This window comes from Leclercia sp. CFBP8987 (assembly GCF_034044995.2).
Taxonomy (GTDB): domain Bacteria; phylum Pseudomonadota; class Gammaproteobacteria; order Enterobacterales; family Enterobacteriaceae; genus Enterobacter; species Enterobacter tamurae.
The window spans coordinates 1,899,441-1,922,238 of the sequence record NZ_CM188255.1 but is presented as its reverse complement, the minus strand read 5'-3'; the positions used below and the strand labels follow the sequence as shown (position 1 = coordinate 1,922,238).

The following is a 22,798-nucleotide window of genomic DNA, read 5'->3' as shown; positions in this document are numbered from 1 at the left end:
GTGGAACATACGCAGCGGCGGCAGTCAGCCTGGCGAAATTCTGCTACCATCCCTGCACTATTCACCTTGCACTGGCAGCGACTATGAAATTTGTCTCTTTTAATATCAACGGCCTGCGCGCCCGTCATCATCAACTGCAAGCTATCGTCGACCAACATCAGCCTGACGTCATTGGCCTGCAGGAGACAAAAGTCCACGACGATATGTTCCCTCTCGAAGAGGTGGCAAAGCTGGGTTACAACGTCTTTTATCACGGCCAGAAAGGCCATTACGGTGTGGCCCTGCTGACCAAAGAGACGCCAGTCTCGGTGCGTCGCGGCTTCCCGGGCGATAATGAAGAGTCCCAGCGCCGTATCATCATGGCGGAAATTCCTTCGCCGCTGGGCAACATCACCGTGATCAACGGTTACTTCCCGCAGGGCGAGAGCCGCGACCACCCGCTGAAGTTCCCGGCCAAAGAGAAGTTCTATCAGGATCTGCAGTCGTACCTCGAAACCGAGCTGAAAAAAGAGAACCCGGTGCTGATCATGGGCGACATGAACATCAGCCATACCGATCTGGATATCGGCATCGGCGAGGAGAGCCGCAAACGCTGGCTGCGCACCGGGAAGTGCTCCTTCCTGCCGGAAGAGCGCGAGTGGATGGCACGCCTGATGGACTGGGGTCTGGTGGATACTTTCCGCAGCGTCAATCCGGAAACTCAGGATCGCTTCTCGTGGTTTGATTATCGCTCCAAAGGCTTCGATGATAACCGCGGCCTGCGCATCGACCTGCTGCTGGCAAGCCCAGTGCTGGCAGAGCGTTGCATCGAAACCGGGATCGACTACGAGATCCGCAGCATGGAAAAACCGTCCGACCACGCCCCGGTCTGGGCGACCTTCGACGTAAAATAAGTGGCTGCGAATCGTCGCAAAATCCTGCTTCTGTGCGCCCTTGTGGGCGCATTTGTCGTTATTTATACCCAACTGCCCCCCGGCGTTTTGACGCTGGAAAATCTTCAGTCCCGGCATCAGGCACTGCTGCATTACTGCCAGCAGGCGCCACTGCAAAGCGCCGCTCTCTTTTTCACTCTCTACGTGCTGGTCACCACCCTGTCGCTGCCGGGCGCTGCGCTGCTGACCCTGCTCGGCGGGGCCCTGTTTGGTCTGTGGCCGGGGATTGTGCTGGTGTCGTTCGCCGCCACGCTCGGTGCGACGCTGGCGATGCTGGTCAGCCGCTATCTGCTGCGCGACTGGGTCCAGCGCCGCTTTGCCGGGCCGATGCGCACCGTCAATGACGGGGTCGCCCGCGACGGGGCGTATTATCTGTTTGCCCTGCGCCTGATGCCGCTGTTTCCTTTCTTTGTGGTCAACCTGCTGGCCGGTTTAACCAGCATCAGGGTGCGGCGCTACTGGTGGGTCAGCCAGCTCGGGATGCTGCCCGGGGCGGTGGTCTATCTCAACGCTGGCCACCAGTTAGGGCAGATCGCCTCGCTGCGTGATATCCTCTCGCCGGGCGTGGTTTTCGCCTTTACCCTGCTGGGCCTGCTGCCGCTCGTCACCCGCTGGCTGTTCGCCCGCTTTTCCCGAACGTCTTCATAACAGGGGGAATTATGCGCCGTGTGCGTTTGTGCATGTTTCTGACTGGCCTGCTGATCGCAGGGCACGCGCTGGCTGATGACAGCTGGCAGAAAGTGAAAGAGGAGGCCCGGGGCCAGACCGTCTGGTTTAACGCCTGGGGCGGCGATGAGGCGGTGAACCGTTACCTGGACTGGGTGAGCGGCGAGATGAAAAGCCACTACGCCATTACCCTGAAGATTGTCCGACTGGCGGATGCCGCCGATGCGGTGAAACGCATCCAGACCGAGGCCAGCGCCGGGCGCAACACCAACGGTTCGGTCGACCTGCTGTGGGTCAACGGCGAGAACTTCCGCACCCTGAAAACCGCAGGGCTGTTGCAGACCGGATGGGCGCAAACCCTGCCCAACTGGCGCTATGTCGACACCACTAAACCGGTGACGGAAGATTTTGCCATCCCGACCGAGGGGGCAGAGTCGCCATGGGGCAGCGCACAGCTCACCTTTATCGCCAGCCGCAAGACCCTGCCTGAACCGCTGGCAGATCCGCAGGCGCTGCTGGCCTGGGCCGCTCAACACCCCGGCACCGTCACCTACCCGCGCCCGCCCGACTTTACCGGCACCGCATTCCTGGAACAGCTCCTGCTGACGCAAACCACCCAGCCGGAGGCCCTCAAACAGCCGCCGGACAGCGCCACCTTTGCCGCAGTCACCGCCCCGCTGTGGGCGTATCTGGATAAACTGCATCCCCACCTGTGGCGCGAGGGCAAAGATTTCCCGCCGTCACCGGCGCGGATGGATGCCCTGCTGGCCAGCGGCAATTTAGGCCTGTCGATCACCTTTAACCCGGCCCACGCCCGACAAAAGGTGAACAGCAACGAGCTGCCCGCTGACAGCTACAGCTTTGGTTTTCAGCAGGGGATGATTGGCAACGTGCACTTTGTGGCGATCCCGGCCAACAGCTCTGCCAGCGCGGGTGCGAAAGTCGTCGCTAACTTTTTACTCTCGCCGCAGGCGCAGATCCGCAAGGCCGATCCGGCCCACTGGGGCGATCCGAGCGTGCTGGATCCACAGACTTTGCCTGCCGCTGAGGCCGCCGCACTGCGTCAGTTTATTCCGGCAGAACTCCCGGCGACGCTCGGGGAACCTCACGCCGCCTGGGTTAACGCGCTGGAGCAGGAATGGCTGCGTCGCTACGGCACCCATTAAGCTGCCTGGCCTGGCTGCTGATGGCGGTGGTGTATCTGCCGCTGCTGCCCGCCGTCGTCCTGCTGTTACCGCCGGTCTTCTCACTGGAGAACTGGCGGGCGCTGGCGGCCGATCCTCAAATACCCCAGGCGCTGATCGCCACCCTGGTCTCTACCCTGATTGCCGCCGCCGGGGCGCTGCTGCTGGCCCTGGCGGTGGTGGCCGCGCTGTGGCCCGGTAGCCGCTGGCGGCGACTGTGCAACCATCTGCCCTGGCTGCTGGCGATCCCGCACGTGGCCTTTGCCGTCAGTGTGCTGCTGATTTTTGCCGAAGGCGGCGAGCTCTACCGCCTCTGTTCGATCTGCTCCCCGGCGCTGGATCGCTACGGGATCGGTCTGGGCCTGACCCTCGCCGTTAAGGAGAGCGCGTTTGTTCTCTGGGCGATTTACGCCTCGCTGCCGGAAAAAGATCTGGCGCAAAAAGTGACCGTGCTGCGATCGCTGGGCTATGGCCGCTGGCAGGCGCTGCGCTGGCTGATCCTCCCCGCCATTGCTCCCGCGCTGGGGGCGGTGATGCTGGCGACGATTGCCTGGACGCTGTCGGTGGTGGATGTGGCCCTGATCCTCGGGCCGGGTAATCCTCCCACTCTGGCGGTGCTGGCCTGGCAGTGGCTCTCGCAGGGCGATGCGCAGCAGCAGGCCAAAGGGATGCTGGTCTGTGTGATCCTGCTGGTCATCCTGGAGCTGATCGCCGTCGCGCTGTTTCTCGGCTGGCGACGCTGGCGGCGCACTATCCCGGACGTCTCCGGGGAGCGCCCGACGCCGCGCCCGCTGCGGCTGGGACGCGCCTGCGCCCTGCTGTTGCCGCTGGCGGGCATCGTCAGCGTGGCGGTTCTGGTGCTAGTGGCAGGCAACGCCAGCGTCTCCCGGGAGACGGCGGGTGTGAGCCTGGCGCTGGGGCTCGCCTCGGCGGCGCTTGCGCTGGGAATGATCCTGCTCTGGCTGGAGTGGGGCCCGCAGCGCGGAGCCTTCTGGGTCTGGCTGCCGCTGGCGCTCCCTGCCCTGCCGCTGGTGGCCGGGCAGTATCAGCTGGCGCTGCTGCTGCAGCTCGATGGGCAGTGGATTGCCATCCTGTGGGGGCATCTGCTGTGGGTGCTGCCGTGGATGCTGCTGGTGATGCTGCCGGCCTGGCGTCGACTCGATCCGCGCCAGATCCTGATTGCCCGCACCCTCGGCTGGGGATCGCTTAAAATATTCTGGCTGATCAAATGTCCGCAGATGATCCGCCCGGCGCTCACCGCCTTTGCGGTCGGGTTTTCCGTCAGTATGGCGCAGTATCTGCCTACCCTGTGGCTGGGCAGCGGTCGGTTCGCCACCCTGACTACCGACGCCGTGGCGCTCAGCAGCGGCGGCAGTAGCGCCGTGCTGGCGGCCCAGGCGCTGTGGCAGTTGCTGCTGCCGATGCTGGTTTTCGCCGCCTGCATCTTGCTTTCCCGGCTGGTTGGCCGCTTTCGACAGGGGTTACGTTAATGCTGATGGTCAAGGATGTTTCGCTCACGCTGCGCCAGACGACGCTGCTGCACAATGTCAGCTTCACCGTGCCGCCCGGCGACATTCTCACCCTGATGGGCCCCTCCGGCAGCGGTAAATCGTCGCTGTTTGCCTGGATGGTGGGTGCCTTGCCTGGCGATTTTCGCGCCGCGGGGGAGCTGTGGATCAACGCCCGGCGCTGCGACCTCCTCCCCACCGAGCAGCGAGGTGTGGGCCTGCTGTTTCAGGATGCGTTGCTCTTCGATCACTTCAGCGTCGGGCAGAATCTGCTCCTGGCGCTCCCGGCCGCCATTAAAGGCGACCAGCGTAAACAGCAGGTGATCGCCGCCCTGGACGCCGCCGATCTGAGCGGTTTCTTTCCTCGCGATCCCGCCACCCTCTCCGGCGGGCAGCGCGCCCGGGTGAGCCTGCTTCGCGCCATGCTGGCCCAGCCCCAGGCGCTGCTGCTTGATGAGCCCTTCAGCCGTCTGGATAAAAATCTGCGCGATCAGTTTCGCCGCTGGGTGTTCGCCGAAGTGCGCGCCCGGCAGATCCCGGTGGTGCAGGTGACCCACGATGAGGACGATATTCCTCCGAATGGGCAGGTGCTGCCGATGGCAGGCTGGCAATGAATCCCGTGACATCCTGCGCAAACGCAACGTTTTTTGCCGGGCAGGTTGCCACAATGTCGGCTCAATTTTTTACGATCGGGCATTTCGATGAAACGTGTTTCTCAATTGGCCGCGCTGACCACCGCTTTAGGTCTCGCCTCTTTCTCCACCTTCGCTGCTAACATGGCACATTCCCTGACGCTGACAGAGCTTCAGCAGCAACAAGGTTCGATTATTGATACCCGCGCCAGCGCCTTTTACAACGGCTGGCCGCAGACCCTGAACGGCCCTTCCGGCCACGAACCTGCCGCCCTTAATCTCTCCGCCAGCTGGCTCGGGGCGATGAACGCGTCCCAGTTGAAAGCCTGGGCGTCGCAGCATCAGCTGACGCCGACCACGCCGGTGGCCTTATACGGTAGCGACAGCGATAACCAGGCCGTTAAGGCACGGCTGGCTCAGACGGGCTTCAGCCAGGTCACGCTGTTAAGCGATGCCCTGAAAACCCCGGATCGCCTCCAGCGCCTCGCCCACTTCGAACAGCTGGTCTACCCGCAGTGGCTCCACCAGCTTCAGCAGGGTAAGCCGGTGACCGCCGCCCCTGCCGGGGAGTGGAAAGTGATTGAAGCCGCGTGGGGCGCACCGAAATTTTATCTGCTGAGCCATATTCCCGGCGCGGGCTATATCGACACCAACGAAGTGGAAAGCGAGCCGCTGTGGAATAAGGTCTCTGATGCCGATCTGAAGGCGATGCTGGCGAAACATGGCATCCGCCATGACACCACGGTGATCCTCTACGGCCGCGACGTGTACGCCGCCGCGCGCGTGGCGCAAATTATGCTGTATGCCGGGGTGAAAGATGTTCGCCTGCTGGACGGGGGCTGGAAAGCCTGGGACGCGGCAAAACTGCCGGTCGAGCGCGGGACGCCAGATAAGGTCATTCCAGCCGCCGATTTTGGCGCGCCGATCCCCGGTCAGCCGCAGCTGATGCTGAATACTGACCAGGCCCGGGGCCTGCTGCATCGTACAGATGCCTCGCTGGTGAGCATCCGCTCCTGGCCGGAGTTTACCGGCGTGACCAGCGGCTACAGCTATATCAAGCCAAAAGGTGAGATCGCAGGCGCCCGCTGGGGCCATGCCGGAAGCGATTCGACCCACATGGAAGATTTCCATAACCCGGATGGCACCATGCGTACCGCAGACGATATCGCCGCCATGTGGAAGCAGTGGAACATTCTGCCGGATCAGCAGGTAGCGTTTTACTGCGGCACCGGCTGGCGGGCATCAGAGACCTTTATGTATGCCCGGGCGATGGGCTGGAAAAAGGTCGGCGTTTACGACGGGGGCTGGTACGAATGGAGCAGCAACCCGCAGAACCCGGTTGCGACCGGTGAACGCGGGCCAGAGAGTTCACTCTGATCCTGGCGGACGCTGAACCTCTTTCAGCGTCAGATAACCACTCCAGATGCGCGTTGCGGTGGTCAGCCAGCACAACGCGCCAAACACCCACGCCAGCCACGCAAAGTGCGCCGGGAACAGACAACAGAGCACAAACAGCAGAATCGTTTCGGTGCCTTCCGTTAGCCCTCCGATGTAATAAAACGATTTATGGGCATAACCCGGATTGTCGATGTCGTGCTTCGCCGCCAGCACGGCAAACGCCAGAAAGCTGCTGCCGGTGCCGATAAAGGCGAACAGCAGCCAGGCGGCGGGCAGCGCATTCACCGCCGGATTGGCCAGCGCAAAACCAAAGGGCACTAGGGCATAAAACAGAAAATCGAGGGCGATATCGAGAAAGCCCCCGGCATCGCTCAGCCCGCGCCGCCGCGCCAGCGCCCCATCCAGCCCGTCCAGCAGCCGGTTCAGCACAATCACCACCAGCGCCGCCAGATACCAGCCCAGGGCCAGAAACGGCAGGGCCAGCGCCCCAATGGCAAAGCCGATCAGCGTAATGCCGTCCGGGGTGATCCCCGGTTTATCCAGCTTCATCACCAGCCTGTTAAGCAGCGGTTTCAGACGTGGGTGCAGATGACGGTCAAGCATCGGGTTTCTCTCCGGGCATGGCGCATAGCCCCTGGGAAGGGATCTCAAGCGCGGCATTAAAGCGCGCCGACAGGTTCTGGAAAGCGAGTAGCGCGGTCATCTCGGTGATCGCCTCCTCACTGTAGTGGCGGCGCAACGCTGCTTTAATGGCATCGTCAACCACCGGGGGGGTGGCAGTCACCGCCTCGGCATAGGCCAGCGCAGCGCGCTCTTCGTCGCTGAACAGCGCGCTGTCACGCCATGTCGCGACGGCCTGCACCTTCTCCAGCCCGCCACTGCGTTCCGCCAGGCGCAGCGCATTGGCATCGATGCAGAACGCGCAGTGGCACACCTGCGAGACGCGGGTCATCAGCAGCGAACGCAGCCCCGGGTCGAGAGGCGATTTTTTACGCTCCAGAAAGCCGACAAACAGCGCCACCAGCCAGAAGAGCCGGGGCATTCTTCCCCACCAGCGCAGCGGATTGAGCACCGCGCCATAATGTTTTTTCTGCATCCTGGCGATTGGCGTTAAACTGACGGGAATGGATTCGATGGGTTTTACCCAGACGGGTGGTAACTCTTTCACAGGAGGCTCCCTGGTCGCTGATAAGTACGCCGATCCTAACGCTTTCTCTCTCAACCATTATTGACGATCATGCTAAAAACACTCGATGTTGTCTGCGCTATTCTCGAACGGGATGGCAAAATTTTACTGGCGCAGCGCCCGGCGCACGCCGACCAGCCGGGGATGTGGGAGTTTGCCGGCGGCAAAGTGGAGGCCGGGGAAACGCAGCCTGACGCCCTGGTGCGTGAGCTGCGCGAGGAGCTGGGCATTGAGGCCCGGCCCGGAGGGTATATCGCCAGTCAGCAGCGGGAAGTGTCCCGACGGCTGATCAACCTGCACGCCTGGCACGTCCCGGCGTTTACCGGCACGCCCGCAACGCACTACCACACCCAGCTGGTGTGGTGCACGCCGCACGAGGCGCTACGCTACGATCTCGCCCCGGCGGATATTCCCCTGCTGGAAGCCTTTATTCTCTTACGCGACGCCAGACCAGCGGATTGGTGCTGATCGCCTGCGGATCGCGCTGACACTGCAACAACACGCCTTCGGCTTTTACCACCGATCCTTCTGAATAGTTCTGATCCTGATAGATGCAGCACTGGTTGCACGGCGGCGGGCGCTGACCGCTGGAGCTGAAGATCTCCGGCGGGATATTCACATCCACACCCCCGGTACTAAATCGCTGGTCGGCCTGACTGCCGGCCGCGAAAATTCCAAGCAAAACAGCCATCACAATACGCTTCATCGACGCCTCTTCCTGTTGTGTCCTGATATTCACTATAACGGTAAACCTGCCGACAAACTTTAATCCCACCGATCATCGTTTTTTGTTATGACCCGGGGCGTTTAATGAATTTAACTTGAGGGCGAAATTTAGCTTGCGTCACAAAGTGCATCGGGTGGTATAGTCGAAAAACACAACAACATGCATCTTTTTGTTACAAATAAAATAATCCCAATATATTAGAGGAACTTATAGTTATGGACCAGGCGTGCTCTCTTGAATCCTTTCTGAATCGTGTTCAACAGCGTGACCCGCATCAGAGCGAATTTGCTCAGGCCGTACGTGAAGTGATGACCACGCTGTGGCCATTCCTGGAACAAAACCCCCGCTATCGTCAGATGTCCCTGCTTGAACGCCTGGTTGAGCCCGAGCGCGTGATCCAGTTCCGCGTGGTGTGGGTGGATGACCGCAATCAGGTGCAGGTCAACCGCGCCTGGCGTGTTCAATTCAGCTCGGCGATTGGCCCGTTCAAAGGCGGGATGCGCTTCCACCCGTCGGTTAACCTGTCGATCCTGAAGTTCCTCGGCTTTGAGCAAACCTTTAAAAACGCCCTGACCACCCTGCCAATGGGCGGCGGCAAAGGCGGCAGCGATTTTGATCCGAAAGGGAAGAGCGAAGGCGAAGTGATGCGCTTCTGCCAGGCGCTGATGACCGAACTCTATCGCCACCTGGGCGCGGATACCGACGTACCGGCCGGGGATATCGGCGTGGGCGGTCGCGAAGTGGGCTTTATGGCCGGGATGATGAAAAAACTCTCCAATAACAGCGCCTGCGTCTTCACCGGAAAAGGTCTCTCCTTCGGCGGGAGTCTGATCCGCCCGGAAGCCACCGGTTACGGTCTGGTCTACTTCACGGAAGCGATGCTGAAGCGTCACGGGATGAGCTTTGACGGTATGCGCGTCGCGGTGTCCGGCTCCGGCAACGTGGCCCAGTACGCTATCGAGAAAGCAATGGAACTGGGTGCCCGGGTGATCACTGCCTCCGACTCCAGCGGCACCGTGGTGGATGAAGCCGGTTTCACTACCGAAAAACTGGCGCGCCTGTGCGAAATCAAAGCCAGCCGCGACGGTCGCGTGGCCGATTACGCCCGCGAGTTCGGTCTGACCTACCTGGAAGGCAAACAGCCGTGGGCTGTCCCGGTCGATATCGCCCTGCCGTGCGCCACCCAGAACGAACTGGACGTGGATGCCGCGCACCAGCTGATCGCCAACGGCGTGAAAGCGGTTGCGGAAGGGGCCAACATGCCAACCACCATCGAAGCGACCGACCTGTTCCTGCAGGCTGGCGTGCTGTTCGCACCGGGTAAAGCGGCGAACGCCGGCGGTGTGGCAACTTCAGGCCTGGAGATGGCGCAGAACGCCGCGCGTATGGGCTGGAAAGCTGAGAAAGTGGATGCGCGTCTGCATCACATCATGCTGGATATTCACCACGCCTGCGTCGAGTACGGCGGGGAAGAGAAGCAGACCAACTATGTCCGCGGGGCGAACATTGCCGGGTTTGTGAAGGTAGCGGATGCGATGCTGGGTCAGGGTGTGATCTGATTCTGTGTGGTGCGGGCTGATGCCCTCACCCCGGCCCTCTCCCACGGGGAGAGGGAGAAAACATTAAAAAAGGCAACGCAAGTTGCCTTTTTGCTTTTACCTCGCAGGCGCCACCCGGCATTTTTTATGCCGCACTCTTCTTCTTAAACTTTTTCTTCTTGTCGCCACCCGGCGCAACCATGCCGCGAAAATCCCTGACCGAGGTGTTCCGCGCCTGGTTAATCAGATCGAATAACGTGCCCACCAGCGGCTGCATAAAATCCTGATAACGACACTGCTTTTCGCTGATCTGGGTCAGGACCGACTCCCAGTGCGCGGTCATGTCCGGTCGTGCGGCCATCTCCGGCAGGGAGTGGATCAACGCCTTCCCGGCGTCCGTTGCGTGAATGTAGCGCCCTTTCTTATGCAGAAAACCGCGTTTAAACAGCAGCTCGATGATCCCGGCGCGGGTCGCTTCCGTTCCCAGTCCGTCAGTGGCGCGCAGGATCTTCTTCAGATCTTTATCCTGCACGAACCGGGCGATACCGGTCATGGCAGAGAGAATGGTGGCATCGGTGAAGTGGCGCGGCGGCTGGGTCTGCCGCTCCACTACTTCGCCCTTCTCGCACAGCAACTCGTCATCTTTTTTCACCACTGGCAGCGGCGTACCGTCGTTCTCTTCGTCCCGCTCTTTATTGCCCAGCAGCGTGCGCCAGCCCGCTTCGGCGAGGAAACGCGCTTTGGCGATAAACTTCCCTTTGGCGATCTCCAGCTCAATGACGCACTTGCGGAACAGGGCATCCGGGCAGAACTGCATCAGATACTGGCGGGCGACAAGGTTATAGACCTTCGCTTCGTTCTCGGTCAGATTGACTTTGCTGCTACGCGCCGTCGGGATAATGGCGTGGTGGGCATCCACCTTTTTATCGTCCCAGCAGCGGTTGCGGGTGTCCGGATTGACCACCGGCTGCGGCATTAAATCGGGCGCGTGGGCGGCAATGGCGTTCAGCACCGCATGGCGTCCGGCGAAATGCTCTTCCGGCAGATAGCGGCTGTCGGAACGCGGATAGGTGATCAGCTTGTGCGTCTCATACAGCTTCTGACAGATATCAAGCACGTTTTGCGCGCTCAGGCCGTAGCGTTTTGCCGCCTCGATCTGCAACGCCGACAGGGAAAATGGCAGCGGTGCAGGTTCTGATTCTCGTTTATCGTTATAGCTGGTGACGACGGCGGGCTGGCCCTGAATACGGGTAACCACGTGGTCGGCCAGGGAACGATGCAACAAACGCCCCTCTTCATCCTGATACGGCTCGCAGGCCTCGCTCGGCTGCCAGATGGCGGTAAAGCGCTCCTCTTTCGGGGTGACGATATGGGCTTTCACTTCGAAGAAGTCTTTGGCGACAAAGTTCTCGATCTCTTCATCGCGGCGCACCACCAGCCCCAGCACCGGAGTCTGCACGCGGCCCACCGAGAGCACTCCCTGATAACCCGCGTTACGCCCGAGAATGGTGTAGGCGCGGGTCATGTTGATGCCGTACAGCCAGTCTGCGCGAGCGCGGGCCAGTGCGGAAACGCACAGCGGGACAAACTCGCTGTTGGATCGCAGACGCGAGATGGCGCGCTCTACCGCCTGTGGGTTGAGATCGTTGATCAGACAACGCTGCACCAGCTTGCGCTTTTCTGGCGCAAGGCTCAGGTAATCCAGCACCTCATCCACCAGCAACTGGCCTTCGCGGTCCGGGTCACCAGCGTGGATCACTTCCGCGGCGTCTTTCAGCAGACGCTTAATGACGTTGAGCTGCTTGGTCACCGACGGGCGCGGCTGTAGCTGCCACTTTTCCGGCACGATGGGGAGATCGTTGAGATTCCAGCGCGCGTAGCGGCTGTCGTAGGCGTCCGGCTGGGCCTGCTCCAGCAGGTGACCGATACACCATGTGACCACCTGCCCGTTCCCGCACTCGATATAGCCATCGCCTTTGCGGTGCGGTTTAGGCAGCACATCGGCGATAGCGCGCGCCAGGCTCGGTTTTTCGGCAATAAATAACCGCATTGAGTTAACGGATCTCAATCATCGGACGACCGCCACGGGCCCGCACCAGCTCGCCAATAGCGGTCAGGGTGATCCCGAACTCAGCGGCGGTCGCCTGGACGTCGGCTTCCGCCTCCGGGGTCACCGCCAGCAACAGGCCGCCGGAGGTCTGGGGATCGCACAGCAGATCGCGCCACTCGGCAGGCATGTCGCCCATCAGATGACCGTAGCTGGCAAAGTTACGCTGGGTGCCGCCCGGGACAGCGCCCTGGGCAATATAGGCTTCAACGCCTGGCAGCTTCGGCACGTCCTGGTACCAGACCTGAGCCTGCACGCCCGCCCCCTGGCACACTTCGCTCAGGTGACCCAGCAGGCCAAAGCCGGTGACGTCGGTCATCGCCTTCACGCCGTCGATGTTGGCGAAGGCGGCCCCGGCGAGGTTCATCTGACACATCACCTCTGTCGCCAGCCCTTTGTGTTCCGGCAGCAGCAGGGATTTTTTCTCGGCGGTCGTGAGCACGCCAATGCCCAGCGGCTTGGTGAGGAACAGCTTGCAGCCCGCTTCAGCGGTGCTGTTGCGTTTGACGCGTTCGGTTGGCACCACACCGGTGACCGCCAGGCCAAAGATGGGCTCCGGCGCATCGATGGAGTGACCGCCCGCCAGCGCAATCCCCGCCTGCTGACAGGCAAAGCGTCCGCCCTCGATCACCTCGCGGGCGATCTCCGGGGCCAGGGTATTGATCGGCCAGCCGAGGATCGCAATCGCCATGATCGGCTTGCCGCCCATGGCAAAAATATCGCTGATGGCGTTGGTAGCGGCAATGCGCCCGAAGTCGTACGGATTGTCGACGATCGGCATAAAGAAATCGGTGGTGCTGATAATGCTGGTCCCGTTACCTAAATCGTAGACGGCGGCATCGTCGCGGGTTTCGTTACCCACAAGCAGGTTCGGGTCGACAAACTTCGCCTGCTCGCTATGCAGAATGGTTTCCAGCACTTTGGGGGAAATTTTACAACCGCAACCGGCTCCATGGCTGTATTGCGTTAAACGAATGGCTTGCTCGCTCATGACAATCTCCTTTCATTACAATTGCACTATGTTAGCGCTCATTCCATTACGTGATAAGTATGACTGTCTGAATTCTGCTGCAGTTGTTCAGGATCCAGACAGTTTTTGCGCTGGGGGATTAGAAACGAGTGACAAACGGCGTGGTGTCGGGCACGGAGACGGTGGTCGACGCCTTCAGCTGCGGGGTGCCCAGATAGAGGAAACCGACGATTTTGTCGTCTGCGCCGCAGTTCAGTCCTTCGCGGACCACCGGGCTATCGGTTAACGCGCCGCTGCGCCAGATCCCATTATACCCCTGGGCGACGGCCGCCATCTGCATGGCCATCACCGCACAGCCAGCCGACATCTCCTGCTCCCACACCGGCACCTTGTGCTGCGGCTGGCATTTGGCGACCACGGCGATAATCATCGGCGCACGGAACGGGGCGATACGGGCTTTTTCAATCGCCTTCTCATCCTGCCCGGCGGCCACGGCCCCCTTCTCCAGCAGGGCGCTGAAGCGATCGCGTCCTTCACCTTCTATGATAAAGAAGTGCCACGGCTGCAAGGTGCCATGATCCGGGGCGCGCATCCCGGCGCGGAGAATGTTGTCCAGCTGTTCGCCTGCCGGGGCGGGCTCCGCCAGGCGTGACGCGCTACGACGGTTAACGAGCAGTTCGAGTGCATCCATGGGGTTACTCCTGTCTTGAAATTTACTCAAAATTAACACGACGGCAGATTTTGTTACAGCGTGGCAGGCGATTCCTGCTGACAAGTGGCGGTCGGGTCATTACGATAGCCCGACAACACCGTCCAGTGGCGACGGGAAGGTAATTATCTGGACAGGGAGAATACATGCGAACCCTCTGGCGACTGTTTGCCGGCTTTTTTAAATGGACGTGGCGACTGCTGAATTTCGTCCGCAATCTGGTGATGAACATCTTCTTCATCCTTATTCTGATGGTGTGCGTGGGTGTCTGGATGCACATCAGCTCCACCAGCCAGGCCCAGAATGCCGGGCGCGGCGCGCTGCTGCTCGACATCGCCGGTGTGGTGGTGGATAAACCCTCTACCAGCAACCGTCTGGGCGTGCTGGGCCGCCAGCTGTTTGGCGCCAGCAGCGATCGTCTACAGGAAAACTCGCTGTTCGATATCGTTGATGCTATTCGTCAGGCAAAAGACGATCGCAATATCACCGGCATTGTGCTGGATCTGAAGAACTTCGCCGGGGCGGATCAGCCTTCGATGCAGTACATCGGTAAAGCACTGCGTGAGTTCCGCGACAGCGGTAAACCGGTGATTGCGGTGGGCGATAACTACAGCCAGGGGCAGTACTATCTGGCGAGCTTTGCCAATAAAGTGTGGCTCTCACCGCAGGGCACCGTCGATCTGCACGGTTTCGCCACCAATGGCCTCTATTACAAATCCCTGCTCGATAAGCTGAAAGTCACGACCCACGTGTTCCGCGTCGGGACCTATAAATCCGCCGTTGAGCCGTTTATCCGCGACGACATGTCCCCTGCCGCCCGGGAAGCGGACAGCCGCTGGATCGGTGAGCTGTGGAAAAACTATCTTGGCACCGTGGCCGCCAACCGTCAGATCACCCCGGAGCAGGTCTTCCCGGGTGCGCAGGCGGTGCTGGACGGGCTGCGTAACGTCGATGGCGACACGGCGAAGTATGCCCTGAACAGCAAGCTGGTGGATGCCCTGGGCTCCAGCGCCGAGATTGAAAAGTCCCTGACCAAGCAGTTCGGCTGGAGTAAAGAGGAGAAGAATTACAGCGCGATCAGCTTCTATGATTATCAGGCGAAAAAACCGGCTGATACCGGCGACAGCATTGCCGTGGTCTTCGCTAACGGAGCGATCATGGATGGCGAAGAGACGCCGGGCAACGTGGGTGGCGATACCACCGCCTCACAGATCCGCGACGCGCGTCTCGACCCGAAAGTGAAAGCCATCGTCCTGCGGGTGAACAGCCCGGGCGGTAGCGTCAGCGCCTCGGAAGTGATCCGCGCTGAACTGTCAGCGGCCCGCGCCGCCGGTAAACCGGTGGTGGTCTCCATGGGCGGAATGGCGGCATCCGGTGGGTACTGGATCTCGACCCCGGCGAACTACATCGTGGCGAACCCAAGCACCCTGACCGGTTCCATCGGCATCTTCGGCGTGATTAACACCGTGGAGAACAGCCTCGACTATCTGGGCGTGCATACTGACGGTGTGGCGACCTCGCCGCTGGCGGATATCGCCATCACCAAAGCCTTACCGCCGGAAGTGTCGCAGATGATGCAGCTCAGCATTGAGAACGGCTATAAGCGCTTTATCACCCTGGTGGCCGACTCCCGTAAGCAGACCCCGGCGCAGATCGACCAGATTGCCCAGGGCCATGTCTGGACCGGCCAGGATGCGAAGACCAACGGGCTGGTGGATAATCTGGGCGATTTCGATGACGCCGTGGCGAAGGCCGCCGAACTGGCGAAGCTGAAGCAGTGGCATATCGACTTCTATCAGGATGAGCCGACCTTCGTTGATCTGGTGATGGACAGCTTCTCCGGCTCGGTGAAAGCCATGCTGCCGGACGCGCTGCAGGCGTATCTGCCGGCACCGGTCGCCTCGGCGGCGAAGGCAGTCAAAGCGGAGGGCGACAAACTGGCCGCCTTTAACGATCCGCAAAACCGCTACGCGTTCTGCCTCACCTGCGCTAACGTGCGTTAATCCCCATCCCCTCTTCTGCGAAGAGGGGATTTTTCTTTGAAGCCCAAGAACATTACATCATGCAAAAGAAATCAATCTATGTGGCCTATACCGGCGGTACCATCGGTATGCAGCGCTCGGAAAATGGCTATATCCCGGTTTCGGGTCATCTGCAGCGCCAGCTGGCGTTGATGCCTGAGTTCCATCGCCCGGAGATGCCGGACTTTACCATCCACGAGTATGACCCGCTGATGGATTCGTCCGACATGACCCCGGAAGACTGGCAACATATCGCCGACGACATCAAGGCGCACTACGATCAGTATGATGGCTTCGTGATCCTGCATGGCACGGACACCATGGCGTTTACCGCTTCGGCGCTCTCCTTCATGCTGGAAAACCTCAGCAAACCGGTGATCGTTACCGGCTCGCAGATCCCGCTGGCGGAGCTGCGTTCTGACGGGCAGATCAACCTGCTCAACTCGCTGTACGTGGCGGCCAACTTCCCGATTAGCGAAGTGAGCCTGTTCTTCAACAACCGCCTGTATCGCGGCAACCGTACCACCAAAGCGCATGCGGACGGCTTTGATGCCTTTGCCTCCCCGAACCTCTCGCCGCTGCTGGAAGCCGGGATCCATATCCGCCGCCTCGGTACACCGCCTGCTCCTCATACGACGGGCGAGCTGGTGGTGCATCCGATTACCCCGCAGCCAATTGGAGTGGTGACTATCTATCCAGGGATCTCCGCCGATGTGGTACGAAACTTCCTGCGCCAGCCCGTAAAAGCGCTGATCCTGCGCTCCTACGGCGTGGGCAACGCCCCGCAAAACGGTGAGTTCCTGAAAGAGCTTCAGGAAGCCAGCAGCCGTGGGATTGTAGTGGTCAACCTCACCCAGTGCATGTCCGGCAAAGTGAATATGGGCGGCTATGCCACCGGTAATGCTCTGGCACAAGCGGGGGTAATCAGCGGATTCGATATGACGGTAGAAGCCACCCTGACTAAACTTCACTACTTACTGAGTCAGGATCTGGATGTGCAGTCGATTCGCACCGCAATGATGCAAAACCTGCGTGGCGAACTGACGCCAGACGAATAAGGAGTCCGCATGAAACAACGAGCCCTGTTACTGGTCGATTTACAGAATGACTTCTGCGCCGGCGGCGCGCTGGCGGTGGCCGAAGGCGACAGCACGGTGGACATCGCCAACGCGCTGATTGAGTGGTGTAAAGCCCGTGGTGAAGCGGTAGTGGCCAGCCAGGACTGGCATCCGGCAGATCACGGCAGCTTTGCCAGCCAGCATAACGTCGAGCCCTTCACCCAGGGTGAGCTGGATGGCCTGCCGCAAACTTTCTGGCCCGATCACTGTGTGCAGCAGACTGAAGGCGCAGAGCTGCATCCCCTGCTGAACAGCAAGGCCATCGACGCGATCTTCCAGAAAGGGGAAAACCCGAACATCGACAGCTACAGCGCCTTCTTTGATAACGGTCACCGACAGAAAACCGGGCTGGATCAGTGGCTGCGCCATCATGAAATCGTTGAGCTGATTGTGATGGGCCTGGCGACCGATTACTGCGTCAAATTTACCGTACTGGATGCGTTGCAGCTGGGCTACCAGGTGAACGTCATCACCGACGGCTGCCGCGGGGTCAACATTCAGCACCAGGACAGCGCTCAGGCGTTTATGGATATGGCGGCAGAAGGTGCCACGCTGTACACGCTGGCGGACTGGCAGGAGACGCAGGCGTAGTGCGCCTTTGTGCCGGGTGGCGCTTCAAGGTAAATGCAAAACGGTAACCTGGGTTACCGTTTTTTATGTTTGCGCCCTCTCCCCGTGGGAGAGGGTCGGGGTGAGGGCATCAGGCCGCAATATCCTCCATTAGTCCCATAAAGTGAACTGCCTCGCACTCTCAGCGAGACGGCAATGCTATTCTTTTTTGGCACTTTTTTCGCCACGCCCTTACGTGGCGTGCTTGTTTTTTACCGTCAAAATTGAAGAGGAATTGCTATGAAACTTTTGCCCTTGTTGGCAGCCTTACCCCTGCTTTGCGCGTCCATTGCTTCCGCCAGCTCCCTGATGTCGGTGGGCTATTTTAACGGGGGTGGCGACGTCACCGCCGGACCGGGCGGGGATATCAATAAACTCGATGTTCGCCAGATCACCCACCTGAACTACTCCTTCGGTCTGATCTATAACGACGAAAAAGACGAAACTAACCCGGCGCTAAAAGAGCCGGGCAAACTGCACCAGATCTGGCTTTCGCCGAAAGTGGCCGCCGACCTGGCCTTGCTCCCCGTCCTGCGCAAACAAAACCCCAATCTTAAGGTCCTGCTCTCCGTGGGTGGCTGGGGCGCGCGTGGTTTCTCGGGGGCGGCATCCAGCCCGGAGACCCGGGCGGTATTCATCCGCTCCGCGCAGGCGATCGTGGAAAAATACGGTCTGGACGGGATCGACCTCGACTGGGAATTCCCGGTTAACGGCGCATGGGGACTGGTCGCCAGCACTCCAGCGGATCGGGACAACTTTACCGCCCTGCTGAAAGAGCTGCGTACCGCGTTTGGCAATAAAAAACTGGTAACCATCGCCGTCGGTGCCAATGCAGAAAGTCCGAAAAGTTGGATCGACGTGAAGGCGATTGCACCGTTACTCGATTACATCAACCTGATGACCTACGACATGGCGTACGGCACTCAGTACTTCAACGCCAACCTGTATGACTCCAGCGCCTGGCCGACCGTGGCCGCGGCGGATAAATATAGCGTGGACTTCGTGGTGAATAACTATCTGGCCGCCGGGCTGAAGCCACAGCAGATGAACCTCGGCATCGGCTTCTATGGCCGCGTGCCGAAACGCGCCGTGGAGCCTGGCATCGACTGGAGCAAGCCGGATGCACAGAAAAACCCGGCAACCCAGCCTTATTTCAGCGCGCAACAGATCGACCTGTTCAAAACGCTGGGCTATGACCTGACCAAAGACACCTACGTGAAGTACAACGATATCGTGAAGACGTTTTTAAACGATCCGCAGAAACGCTTTACCGAGCAGTGGGACGATCAGGCCAAAGTGCCGTGGCTGTCGGTGAAGGGGGATGAGGGTAAGGCGCTGTTTGCCCTCTCTTATGAGAACCCGCGGTCGGTGGCGATCAAAGCGGAGTACATCAAAGAGAAAGGCCTGGCCGGGGCGATGTTCTGGGAGTACAGCGCGGATGACAACAACCAGCTGGCGAAGCAGCTGGCGGAGTCGCTGGGGATTAAGTAAAACATAAGCCCTCTCCCGGGGAGAGGGCTTCACCCGCAGGGTTACTGCATTTTCAGGGTCGCAATCGATTTTGGCGCGATGCCGAAATCCTCTTTCAGCTGCTGCTTACTCTTCATCACCATCTGCCCCTGGGTGTCGATGGTCATGTGCTGCGCGTCAGTGTTATTGCGCGCCTGCCACAGCATGACTAACTGGAGGCAATTCTCTTTCTGCTCCGCGGTCAGCGCCACGCCATCGGCCCATTTTCCCAGCTCAACTGCCGTGACCAGACGCTGATAAACATCCGGCGTCATGCCGTTAATCATCTCTTCAATATTCATGTTAAATCGGGCTCCGAAGGAATAATTTGCTGAATCGATTTTTCAGCCTTTCGTCTGGTCGCCGTTCTGGTCGTCAGTGAAGCTTAATGAGGCGGAATTGACGCAAAAACGCTCCCCTGTCGGCTGAGGGCCGTCCGGGAAGACGTGACCGAGATGGGCGTCACAGTTTCCACAGCGAATCTCAATGCGCTCCATACCGTGGCTGATGTCCTTGAGATAGTGAATGGCCTCTTCACTCACCGGTTCATAGAAGCTCGGCCAGCCGCAGCCAGAATCGTATTTGCTTTGGGAGTTAAACAGTGCAGCATCACACACCAGGCAGTGGTAGACACCATCGCGCTTGTTATGCAGCAGACGCCCGGTAAACGGCGGTTCCGTACCGTGGTTTTGCGTCACGTAGAACTGCATTTCTGTGAGGTTTTTTTTCAGTTCATCGGGGTTTTGTTGATTCGACATAGGCTTACATCTCGCAGTTGAAACAGACAACTTTTACCCTCGATTCTAACAAAACATTAACACTGAAGTATGAACTTTTGATCTAAACTTACTCGTTGCGCAGAGGCACTCAGACAAATGTGATCTACTCCACGTTTTTATGTGGTCAGCCCTTTAAAATTCCGTGCGCAGGCCCCATATGGGTGCTAGCTCCGAGGGAATGTGAGGTGAGTCAATCGAGCAAAGGTAATGCGAAGGATTGATTTGTCGCAATGATTGACACGATTCCGCTTGACGCTGCGTAAGGTTTTTGTAATTTTACACGCAACCTTTTATTCACTAACAAATAGCTGGTGGAATATATGACTATCAAAGTAGGTATCAACGGTTTTGGCCGTATCGGCCGTATTGTTTTCCGTGCTGCTCAGGAACGTTCTGACATCGAAATCGTTGGTATCAACGATCTGTTAGACGCTGAATACATGGCGTACATGCTGAAGTACGACTCAACTCACGGTCGTTTCAACGGCACCGTTGAAGTGAAAGACGGCCACCTGGTTGTCAACGGCAAAACCATCCGTGTTACTGCTGAAAAAGATCCAGCTAACCTGAAGTGGAACGAAATCGGTGTTGACGTTGTTGCTGAAGCAACCGGTATCTTCCTGACCGACGAAACTGCGCGTAAGCACATCACCGCTGGCGCGAAAAAAGTTGTTCTGACTGGTCCATCCAAAGACAACACCCCAATGTTCGTTAAAGGCGCTAACTTCGAGAAGTATGCTGGCCAGGACATCGTTTCTAACGCATCCTGCACCACCAACTGCCTGGCGCCACTGGCTAAAGTTATCAACGACAACTTCGGTATCGTTGAAGGCCTGATGACCACCGTTCACGCTACCACCGCTACTCAGAAAACCGTTGATGGCCCGTCTCACAAAGACTGGCGCGGCGGCCGCGGCGCAGCTCAGAACATCATCCCATCTTCTACCGGTGCTGCTAAAGCTGTAGGCGTTGTACTGCCAGAGCTGAACGGTAAACTGACTGGTATGGCGTTCCGCGTTCCAACCCCTAACGTATCTGTAGTTGACCTGACCGTTCGTCTGGAAAAAGCTGCTTCTTACGAAGAAATTAAGAAAGCAATCAAAGCTGCTTCCGAAGGCGCAATGAAAGGCGTTCTGGGTTACACCGAAGACGACGTTGTTTCTACCGATTTCAACGGCGAAGTGTGCACTTCTGTGTTCGATGCTAAAGCAGGTATCGCACTGAACGACAACTTCGTGAAACTGGTTTCCTGGTACGACAACGAAACCGGTTACTCTAACAAAGTTCTGGACCTGATCGCTCACATCTCCAAATAAGTTGAGATGAGAATCTGATCCAAAAAGGCGACCTCGGTCGCCTTTTTTTATGGCATTAAAGACAGAGGATTGCGTAATGATTAAAACAATTTTTGCACTTCCGGTAGTCGAACAACTTACCCCTGTGCTCTCCCGCCGCCAGATCGATGACGTTGAAGTGATTGTGGTCGAACATCCGCAGGTTCAGGCTTCTGTTGCCCTGCAGGGCGCACACCTGCTCTCCTGGCAGCCCGAAGGCGAAGTGGAAGCGCTGTGGCTGAGCGACATCACCTCCTTTAAAAAAGGGGCGGCGATCCGCGGCGGCGTGCCAATCTGCTGGCCGTGGTTTGGCCCGGCTACCGAGCAGGGCCTGCCGTCACACGGTTTTGCCCGCAACCTGCCGTGGACGCTGAAAGCGCACAACGAGGATGAATCCGGCGTGGTGTTGACCTTCGAACTGCAAAGCGATGACGAGACCCGCAAACTGTGGCCGCACGACTTCACCCTGTACGCCCGCTTCAAGCTGGGTAAAACCTGCGAGATCGAACTGGAAGCGCACGGTGAATTTGAAACCACCTCTGCCCTGCACACCTATTTCAACGTCGGCGATATCGCTGCCGTCACGGTGAATGGCCTGGGTGATAGCTTTATCGACAAAGTGGATAATGCGAAAGAGGGCAAACTGAACGACGGTTCACAGACCTTCCCGGACCGTACCGACCGCGTCTACCTGAACCCGGAAGCCTGCAGCGTCATCGAAGATACCGCGCTGAATCGCGCTATCGAAGTTATCCATCATCATCACAGCAACGTGGTGGGCTGGAACCCGGGCCCGGCGCTCTCAGTCAGCATGGGTGACGTTCCGGATGACGGCTATAAGACGTTTGTCTGCGTGGAAACCGCCTGCGTCAGCGAACCGCAAACTGCATCGGAAGAGAAACCTTCCCGTCTGGGACAGACCATTCACATTGTGAAGCGGTAATCCCCTGCCCTTGCCCTCTCCAGCTGAGAGGGCATGACGCTCACTTCACACCACGTCCAACGCCGTTTTCTGTTTCGGCGCCGGGAAGGCCGCATCCAGCTGCGTTATCGCCTCCGCAGACAGGGAAATATTTAGCGCGCCTGCATTCTCTTCCACATGCTGAACGGATGATGCTTTCGGGATCGCCATGACCCCGCGGTGACGTATCACCCATGCCAGCAGAACCTGCGCCGCCGTGACGCTGTACTCTTTTGCCACCGCATTCACTACCGGATGGTTAAACAGCCCTGTACGTAGCCGCCCGGCCTGCGCCAGCGGGCAGTAAGCCATCACCGGCATCGACTGCTGCTGACACCACGGGAGCAGATCGTATTCGATACCGCGCGAGGCGAGATGGTACAGCACCTGGTTAGCGGCACAGGCCTGTCCGCCCGGCACCTGCCAGAGTTCCTGCATATCCGCATAATCGAGGTTCGACACGCCCCAGCGGCCAATTTTGCCCTGCTGTTGCAATGTCTCCATCAGCCGGACGGTCTCATCCAGGGAATAATTCCCGCGCCAGTGCAGCAGATAGAGGTCGATATACTCGGTGCCGAGACGGCGCAGGCTGGCTTCACAGGCGGCGATACCTTTTTGCCCGCCGGCATTCCATGGGTAGACCTTGGAGACCAGGAACACCTCGTCGCGCAGGCCTTTGATGGCTTCGCCGACCACCTCTTCTGCACCGCCGTCGGCATACATCTCGGCGGTATCTATCAGCGTCAGTCCGCGTTCAATGCCTGCCCGCAGGGCGTCCACTTCCTGGCGGCGCTGACCCGCTTTTTCACCCATATACCAGGTGCCCTGCCCGATGGCCGGCAGTACGATATTGTTGCCAACGTTAACGGTTTTTTCGCTCATCACACTCTCCTGTTTATCTGCACCACCC

The 22,798-nt window shown here is 59.2% G+C and carries 23 protein-coding genes; 14 read left to right on the top strand and 9 right to left on the bottom strand.

Translation table 11 applies throughout. The features are described 5' to 3' along the window. Positions 1-83 precede the first annotated feature (83 nt). From xthA to SOM40_RS09150, 6 genes are all read left to right on the top strand, one after another. On the top strand, positions 84-893 hold the full coding sequence (xthA, locus tag SOM40_RS09175; RefSeq protein ID WP_320457016.1) for an exodeoxyribonuclease III: 810 nt from the start codon (positions 84-86) through the stop codon (positions 891-893). Further along, entirely contained in the window at positions 894-1,580 is a 687-nt protein-coding gene (locus SOM40_RS09170) for a TVP38/TMEM64 family protein (protein ID WP_320457017.1), read from the top strand. A 20-nt stretch (positions 1,581-1,600) separates the two neighbouring features. Further along, positions 1,601-2,764 carry an ABC transporter substrate-binding protein gene (locus SOM40_RS09165; RefSeq protein WP_414672271.1) on the top strand — a complete coding sequence of 388 codons (1,164 nt, stop codon included), beginning with the start codon at positions 1,601-1,603 and terminating at the stop codon, positions 2,762-2,764. Next, entirely contained in the window at positions 2,737-4,272 is a 1,536-nt protein-coding gene (locus SOM40_RS09160) for an ABC transporter permease family protein (protein ID WP_320457018.1), read from the top strand. The genes SOM40_RS09165 and SOM40_RS09160 overlap by 28 nt, the downstream gene beginning before the upstream one ends. Continuing rightward, positions 4,272-4,904, top strand: a complete 633-nt coding sequence (locus SOM40_RS09155; RefSeq protein ID WP_320457019.1) for an ATP-binding cassette domain-containing protein — start codon at positions 4,272-4,274, stop codon at positions 4,902-4,904. The genes SOM40_RS09160 and SOM40_RS09155 overlap by 1 nt, the downstream gene beginning before the upstream one ends. Positions 4,905-4,991: 87 nt before the next feature. Beyond that, complete coding sequence (locus SOM40_RS09150; RefSeq protein WP_320457020.1) at positions 4,992-6,299, top strand: sulfurtransferase; 1,308 nt, start codon at positions 4,992-4,994, stop codon at positions 6,297-6,299. Here SOM40_RS09150 and SOM40_RS09145 read toward each other — a convergent pair. Together SOM40_RS09145 and SOM40_RS09140 are read right to left on the bottom strand one after the other, a co-directional pair. Further along, the gene (locus SOM40_RS09145; RefSeq protein ID WP_312078372.1) at positions 6,291-6,923 is read right to left on the bottom strand and encodes a CDP-alcohol phosphatidyltransferase family protein; all 633 of its coding nucleotides are present in this window, start codon (positions 6,921-6,923) and stop codon (positions 6,291-6,293) included. The two genes, SOM40_RS09150 and SOM40_RS09145, sit on opposite strands and share 9 nt — an antisense overlap. Beyond that, a complete protein-coding gene (locus SOM40_RS09140) occupies positions 6,916-7,488 on the bottom strand; it encodes a carboxymuconolactone decarboxylase family protein (RefSeq protein ID WP_409418463.1) in 573 nt (190 codons plus the stop codon). The genes SOM40_RS09145 and SOM40_RS09140 overlap by 8 nt, the downstream gene beginning before the upstream one ends. Before the next feature lie 69 nt (positions 7,489-7,557). Here SOM40_RS09140 and SOM40_RS09135 point away from each other — a divergent pair, with 69 nt between their 5' ends. After that, positions 7,558-7,974 (top strand): pyrimidine (deoxy)nucleoside triphosphate diphosphatase, encoded by a 417-nt coding sequence (locus SOM40_RS09135; protein WP_312078370.1) that lies wholly within the window; start codon positions 7,558-7,560, stop codon positions 7,972-7,974. Here SOM40_RS09135 and SOM40_RS09130 read toward each other — a convergent pair. After that, entirely contained in the window at positions 7,934-8,212 is a 279-nt protein-coding gene (locus SOM40_RS09130; RefSeq protein WP_106993598.1) for a YnjH family protein, read from the bottom strand. The genes SOM40_RS09135 and SOM40_RS09130 overlap by 41 nt on opposite strands. A 236-nt stretch (positions 8,213-8,448) precedes the next feature. On the opposite strand from SOM40_RS09130, the gene gdhA reads away from it, so the two are divergent. Continuing rightward, positions 8,449-9,792 (top strand): NADP-specific glutamate dehydrogenase, encoded by a 1,344-nt coding sequence (gdhA, locus tag SOM40_RS09125; RefSeq protein ID WP_106993597.1) that lies wholly within the window; start codon positions 8,449-8,451, stop codon positions 9,790-9,792. A 124-nt stretch (positions 9,793-9,916) separates the two neighbouring features. On the opposite strand, the gene SOM40_RS09120 is transcribed toward gdhA, so the two are convergent. The 3 genes from SOM40_RS09120 to SOM40_RS09110 all read right to left on the bottom strand — a co-directional run bounded on the left by SOM40_RS09120 (position 9,917) and on the right by SOM40_RS09110 (position 13,539). Further along, on the bottom strand, positions 9,917-11,821 hold the full coding sequence (locus SOM40_RS09120; RefSeq protein WP_106993596.1) for a DNA topoisomerase III: 1,905 nt from the start codon (positions 11,819-11,821) through the stop codon (positions 9,917-9,919). A gap of 4 nt (positions 11,822-11,825) precedes the next feature. Continuing rightward, complete coding sequence (gene selD / locus SOM40_RS09115; RefSeq protein ID WP_106993595.1) at positions 11,826-12,869, bottom strand: selenide, water dikinase SelD; 1,044 nt, start codon at positions 12,867-12,869, stop codon at positions 11,826-11,828. A gap of 118 nt (positions 12,870-12,987) precedes the next feature. After that, positions 12,988-13,539, bottom strand: a complete 552-nt coding sequence (locus tag SOM40_RS09110; RefSeq protein WP_320457021.1) for an NAD(P)H nitroreductase — start codon at positions 13,537-13,539, stop codon at positions 12,988-12,990. A gap of 164 nt (positions 13,540-13,703) precedes the next feature. On the opposite strand from SOM40_RS09110, the gene sppA reads away from it, so the two are divergent. From sppA to chiD, 4 genes are all read left to right on the top strand, one after another. Beyond that, positions 13,704-15,560: a signal peptide peptidase SppA gene (sppA, locus tag SOM40_RS09105; RefSeq protein WP_262673271.1), complete on the top strand. Its 1,857-nt coding sequence runs from the start codon at positions 13,704-13,706 to the stop codon at positions 15,558-15,560. A 59-nt stretch (positions 15,561-15,619) separates the two neighbouring features. Beyond that, a complete protein-coding gene (gene ansA / locus SOM40_RS09100; RefSeq protein ID WP_166182206.1) occupies positions 15,620-16,636 on the top strand; it encodes an asparaginase in 1,017 nt (338 codons plus the stop codon). Between the two features lie 9 nt (positions 16,637-16,645). Then, positions 16,646-17,287, top strand: coding sequence for a bifunctional nicotinamidase/pyrazinamidase (gene pncA, locus SOM40_RS09095; RefSeq protein ID WP_106993591.1), 642 nt, complete (start codon positions 16,646-16,648; stop codon positions 17,285-17,287). Between the two features lie 258 nt (positions 17,288-17,545). Continuing rightward, on the top strand, positions 17,546-18,796 hold the full coding sequence (gene chiD / locus SOM40_RS09090; RefSeq protein ID WP_320457022.1) for a chitinase ChiD: 1,251 nt from the start codon (positions 17,546-17,548) through the stop codon (positions 18,794-18,796). A 41-nt stretch (positions 18,797-18,837) separates the two neighbouring features. Here chiD and SOM40_RS09085 read toward each other — a convergent pair whose 3' ends face one another. Next, on the bottom strand, positions 18,838-19,116 hold the full coding sequence (locus tag SOM40_RS09085; RefSeq protein ID WP_166182203.1) for a YeaC family protein: 279 nt from the start codon (positions 19,114-19,116) through the stop codon (positions 18,838-18,840). Positions 19,117-19,158: 42 nt separating this feature from the next. Next, entirely contained in the window at positions 19,159-19,572 is a 414-nt protein-coding gene (gene msrB / locus SOM40_RS09080; protein ID WP_106993588.1) for a peptide-methionine (R)-S-oxide reductase MsrB, read from the bottom strand. A gap of 341 nt (positions 19,573-19,913) precedes the next feature. On the opposite strand from msrB, the gene gapA reads away from it, so the two are divergent. Both gapA and SOM40_RS09070 read left to right on the top strand, forming a co-directional pair. Then, a complete protein-coding gene (gene gapA, locus SOM40_RS09075; protein WP_032617687.1) occupies positions 19,914-20,909 on the top strand; it encodes a glyceraldehyde-3-phosphate dehydrogenase in 996 nt (331 codons plus the stop codon). Between the two features lie 76 nt (positions 20,910-20,985). Continuing rightward, on the top strand, positions 20,986-21,870 hold the full coding sequence (locus SOM40_RS09070; RefSeq protein WP_106993587.1) for a D-hexose-6-phosphate mutarotase: 885 nt from the start codon (positions 20,986-20,988) through the stop codon (positions 21,868-21,870). A gap of 45 nt (positions 21,871-21,915) precedes the next feature. Here the strand turns inward: SOM40_RS09070 and SOM40_RS09065 are convergent, their stop codons facing one another. Continuing rightward, positions 21,916-22,770 (bottom strand): aldo/keto reductase, encoded by an 855-nt coding sequence (locus tag SOM40_RS09065; RefSeq protein WP_320457023.1) that lies wholly within the window; start codon positions 22,768-22,770, stop codon positions 21,916-21,918. Positions 22,771-22,798 lie beyond the last annotated feature (28 nt).

What these genes read in the sequence shown, in the direction of transcription:
- SOM40_RS09070 (WP_106993587.1), top strand. Translation starts at nt 20,986, where the DNA reads ATGATTAAAACAATTTTTGCACTTCCGGTAGTCGAACAACTTACCCCT.
- SOM40_RS09110 (WP_320457021.1), bottom strand. Translation starts at nt 13,539, where the DNA reads ATGGATGCACTCGAACTGCTCGTTAACCGTCGTAGCGCGTCACGCCTG.
- SOM40_RS09150 (WP_320457020.1), top strand. Translation starts at nt 4,992, where the DNA reads ATGAAACGTGTTTCTCAATTGGCCGCGCTGACCACCGCTTTAGGTCTC.
- SOM40_RS09155 (WP_320457019.1), top strand. Translation starts at nt 4,272, where the DNA reads ATGCTGATGGTCAAGGATGTTTCGCTCACGCTGCGCCAGACGACGCTG.
- pncA (WP_106993591.1), top strand. Translation starts at nt 16,646, where the DNA reads ATGAAACAACGAGCCCTGTTACTGGTCGATTTACAGAATGACTTCTGC.
- SOM40_RS09085 (WP_166182203.1), bottom strand. Translation starts at nt 19,116, where the DNA reads ATGAATATTGAAGAGATGATTAACGGCATGACGCCGGATGTTTATCAG.
- SOM40_RS09135 (WP_312078370.1), top strand. Translation starts at nt 7,558, where the DNA reads ATGCTAAAAACACTCGATGTTGTCTGCGCTATTCTCGAACGGGATGGC.
- sppA (WP_262673271.1), top strand. Translation starts at nt 13,704, where the DNA reads ATGCGAACCCTCTGGCGACTGTTTGCCGGCTTTTTTAAATGGACGTGG.
- ansA (WP_166182206.1), top strand. Translation starts at nt 15,620, where the DNA reads ATGCAAAAGAAATCAATCTATGTGGCCTATACCGGCGGTACCATCGGT.
- SOM40_RS09065 (WP_320457023.1), bottom strand. Translation starts at nt 22,770, where the DNA reads ATGAGCGAAAAAACCGTTAACGTTGGCAACAATATCGTACTGCCGGCC.
- selD (WP_106993595.1), bottom strand. Translation starts at nt 12,869, where the DNA reads ATGAGCGAGCAAGCCATTCGTTTAACGCAATACAGCCATGGAGCCGGT.
- gdhA (WP_106993597.1), top strand. Translation starts at nt 8,449, where the DNA reads ATGGACCAGGCGTGCTCTCTTGAATCCTTTCTGAATCGTGTTCAACAG.
- SOM40_RS09120 (WP_106993596.1), bottom strand. Translation starts at nt 11,821, where the DNA reads ATGCGGTTATTTATTGCCGAAAAACCGAGCCTGGCGCGCGCTATCGCC.
- xthA (WP_320457016.1), top strand. Translation starts at nt 84, where the DNA reads ATGAAATTTGTCTCTTTTAATATCAACGGCCTGCGCGCCCGTCATCAT.
- SOM40_RS09130 (WP_106993598.1), bottom strand. Translation starts at nt 8,212, where the DNA reads ATGAAGCGTATTGTGATGGCTGTTTTGCTTGGAATTTTCGCGGCCGGC.
- msrB (WP_106993588.1), bottom strand. Translation starts at nt 19,572, where the DNA reads ATGTCGAATCAACAAAACCCCGATGAACTGAAAAAAAACCTCACAGAA.
- gapA (WP_032617687.1), top strand. Translation starts at nt 19,914, where the DNA reads ATGACTATCAAAGTAGGTATCAACGGTTTTGGCCGTATCGGCCGTATT.
- chiD (WP_320457022.1), top strand. Translation starts at nt 17,546, where the DNA reads ATGAAACTTTTGCCCTTGTTGGCAGCCTTACCCCTGCTTTGCGCGTCC.
- SOM40_RS09160 (WP_320457018.1), top strand. Translation starts at nt 2,737, where the DNA reads ATGGCTGCGTCGCTACGGCACCCATTAAGCTGCCTGGCCTGGCTGCTG.
- SOM40_RS09145 (WP_312078372.1), bottom strand. Translation starts at nt 6,923, where the DNA reads ATGCTTGACCGTCATCTGCACCCACGTCTGAAACCGCTGCTTAACAGG.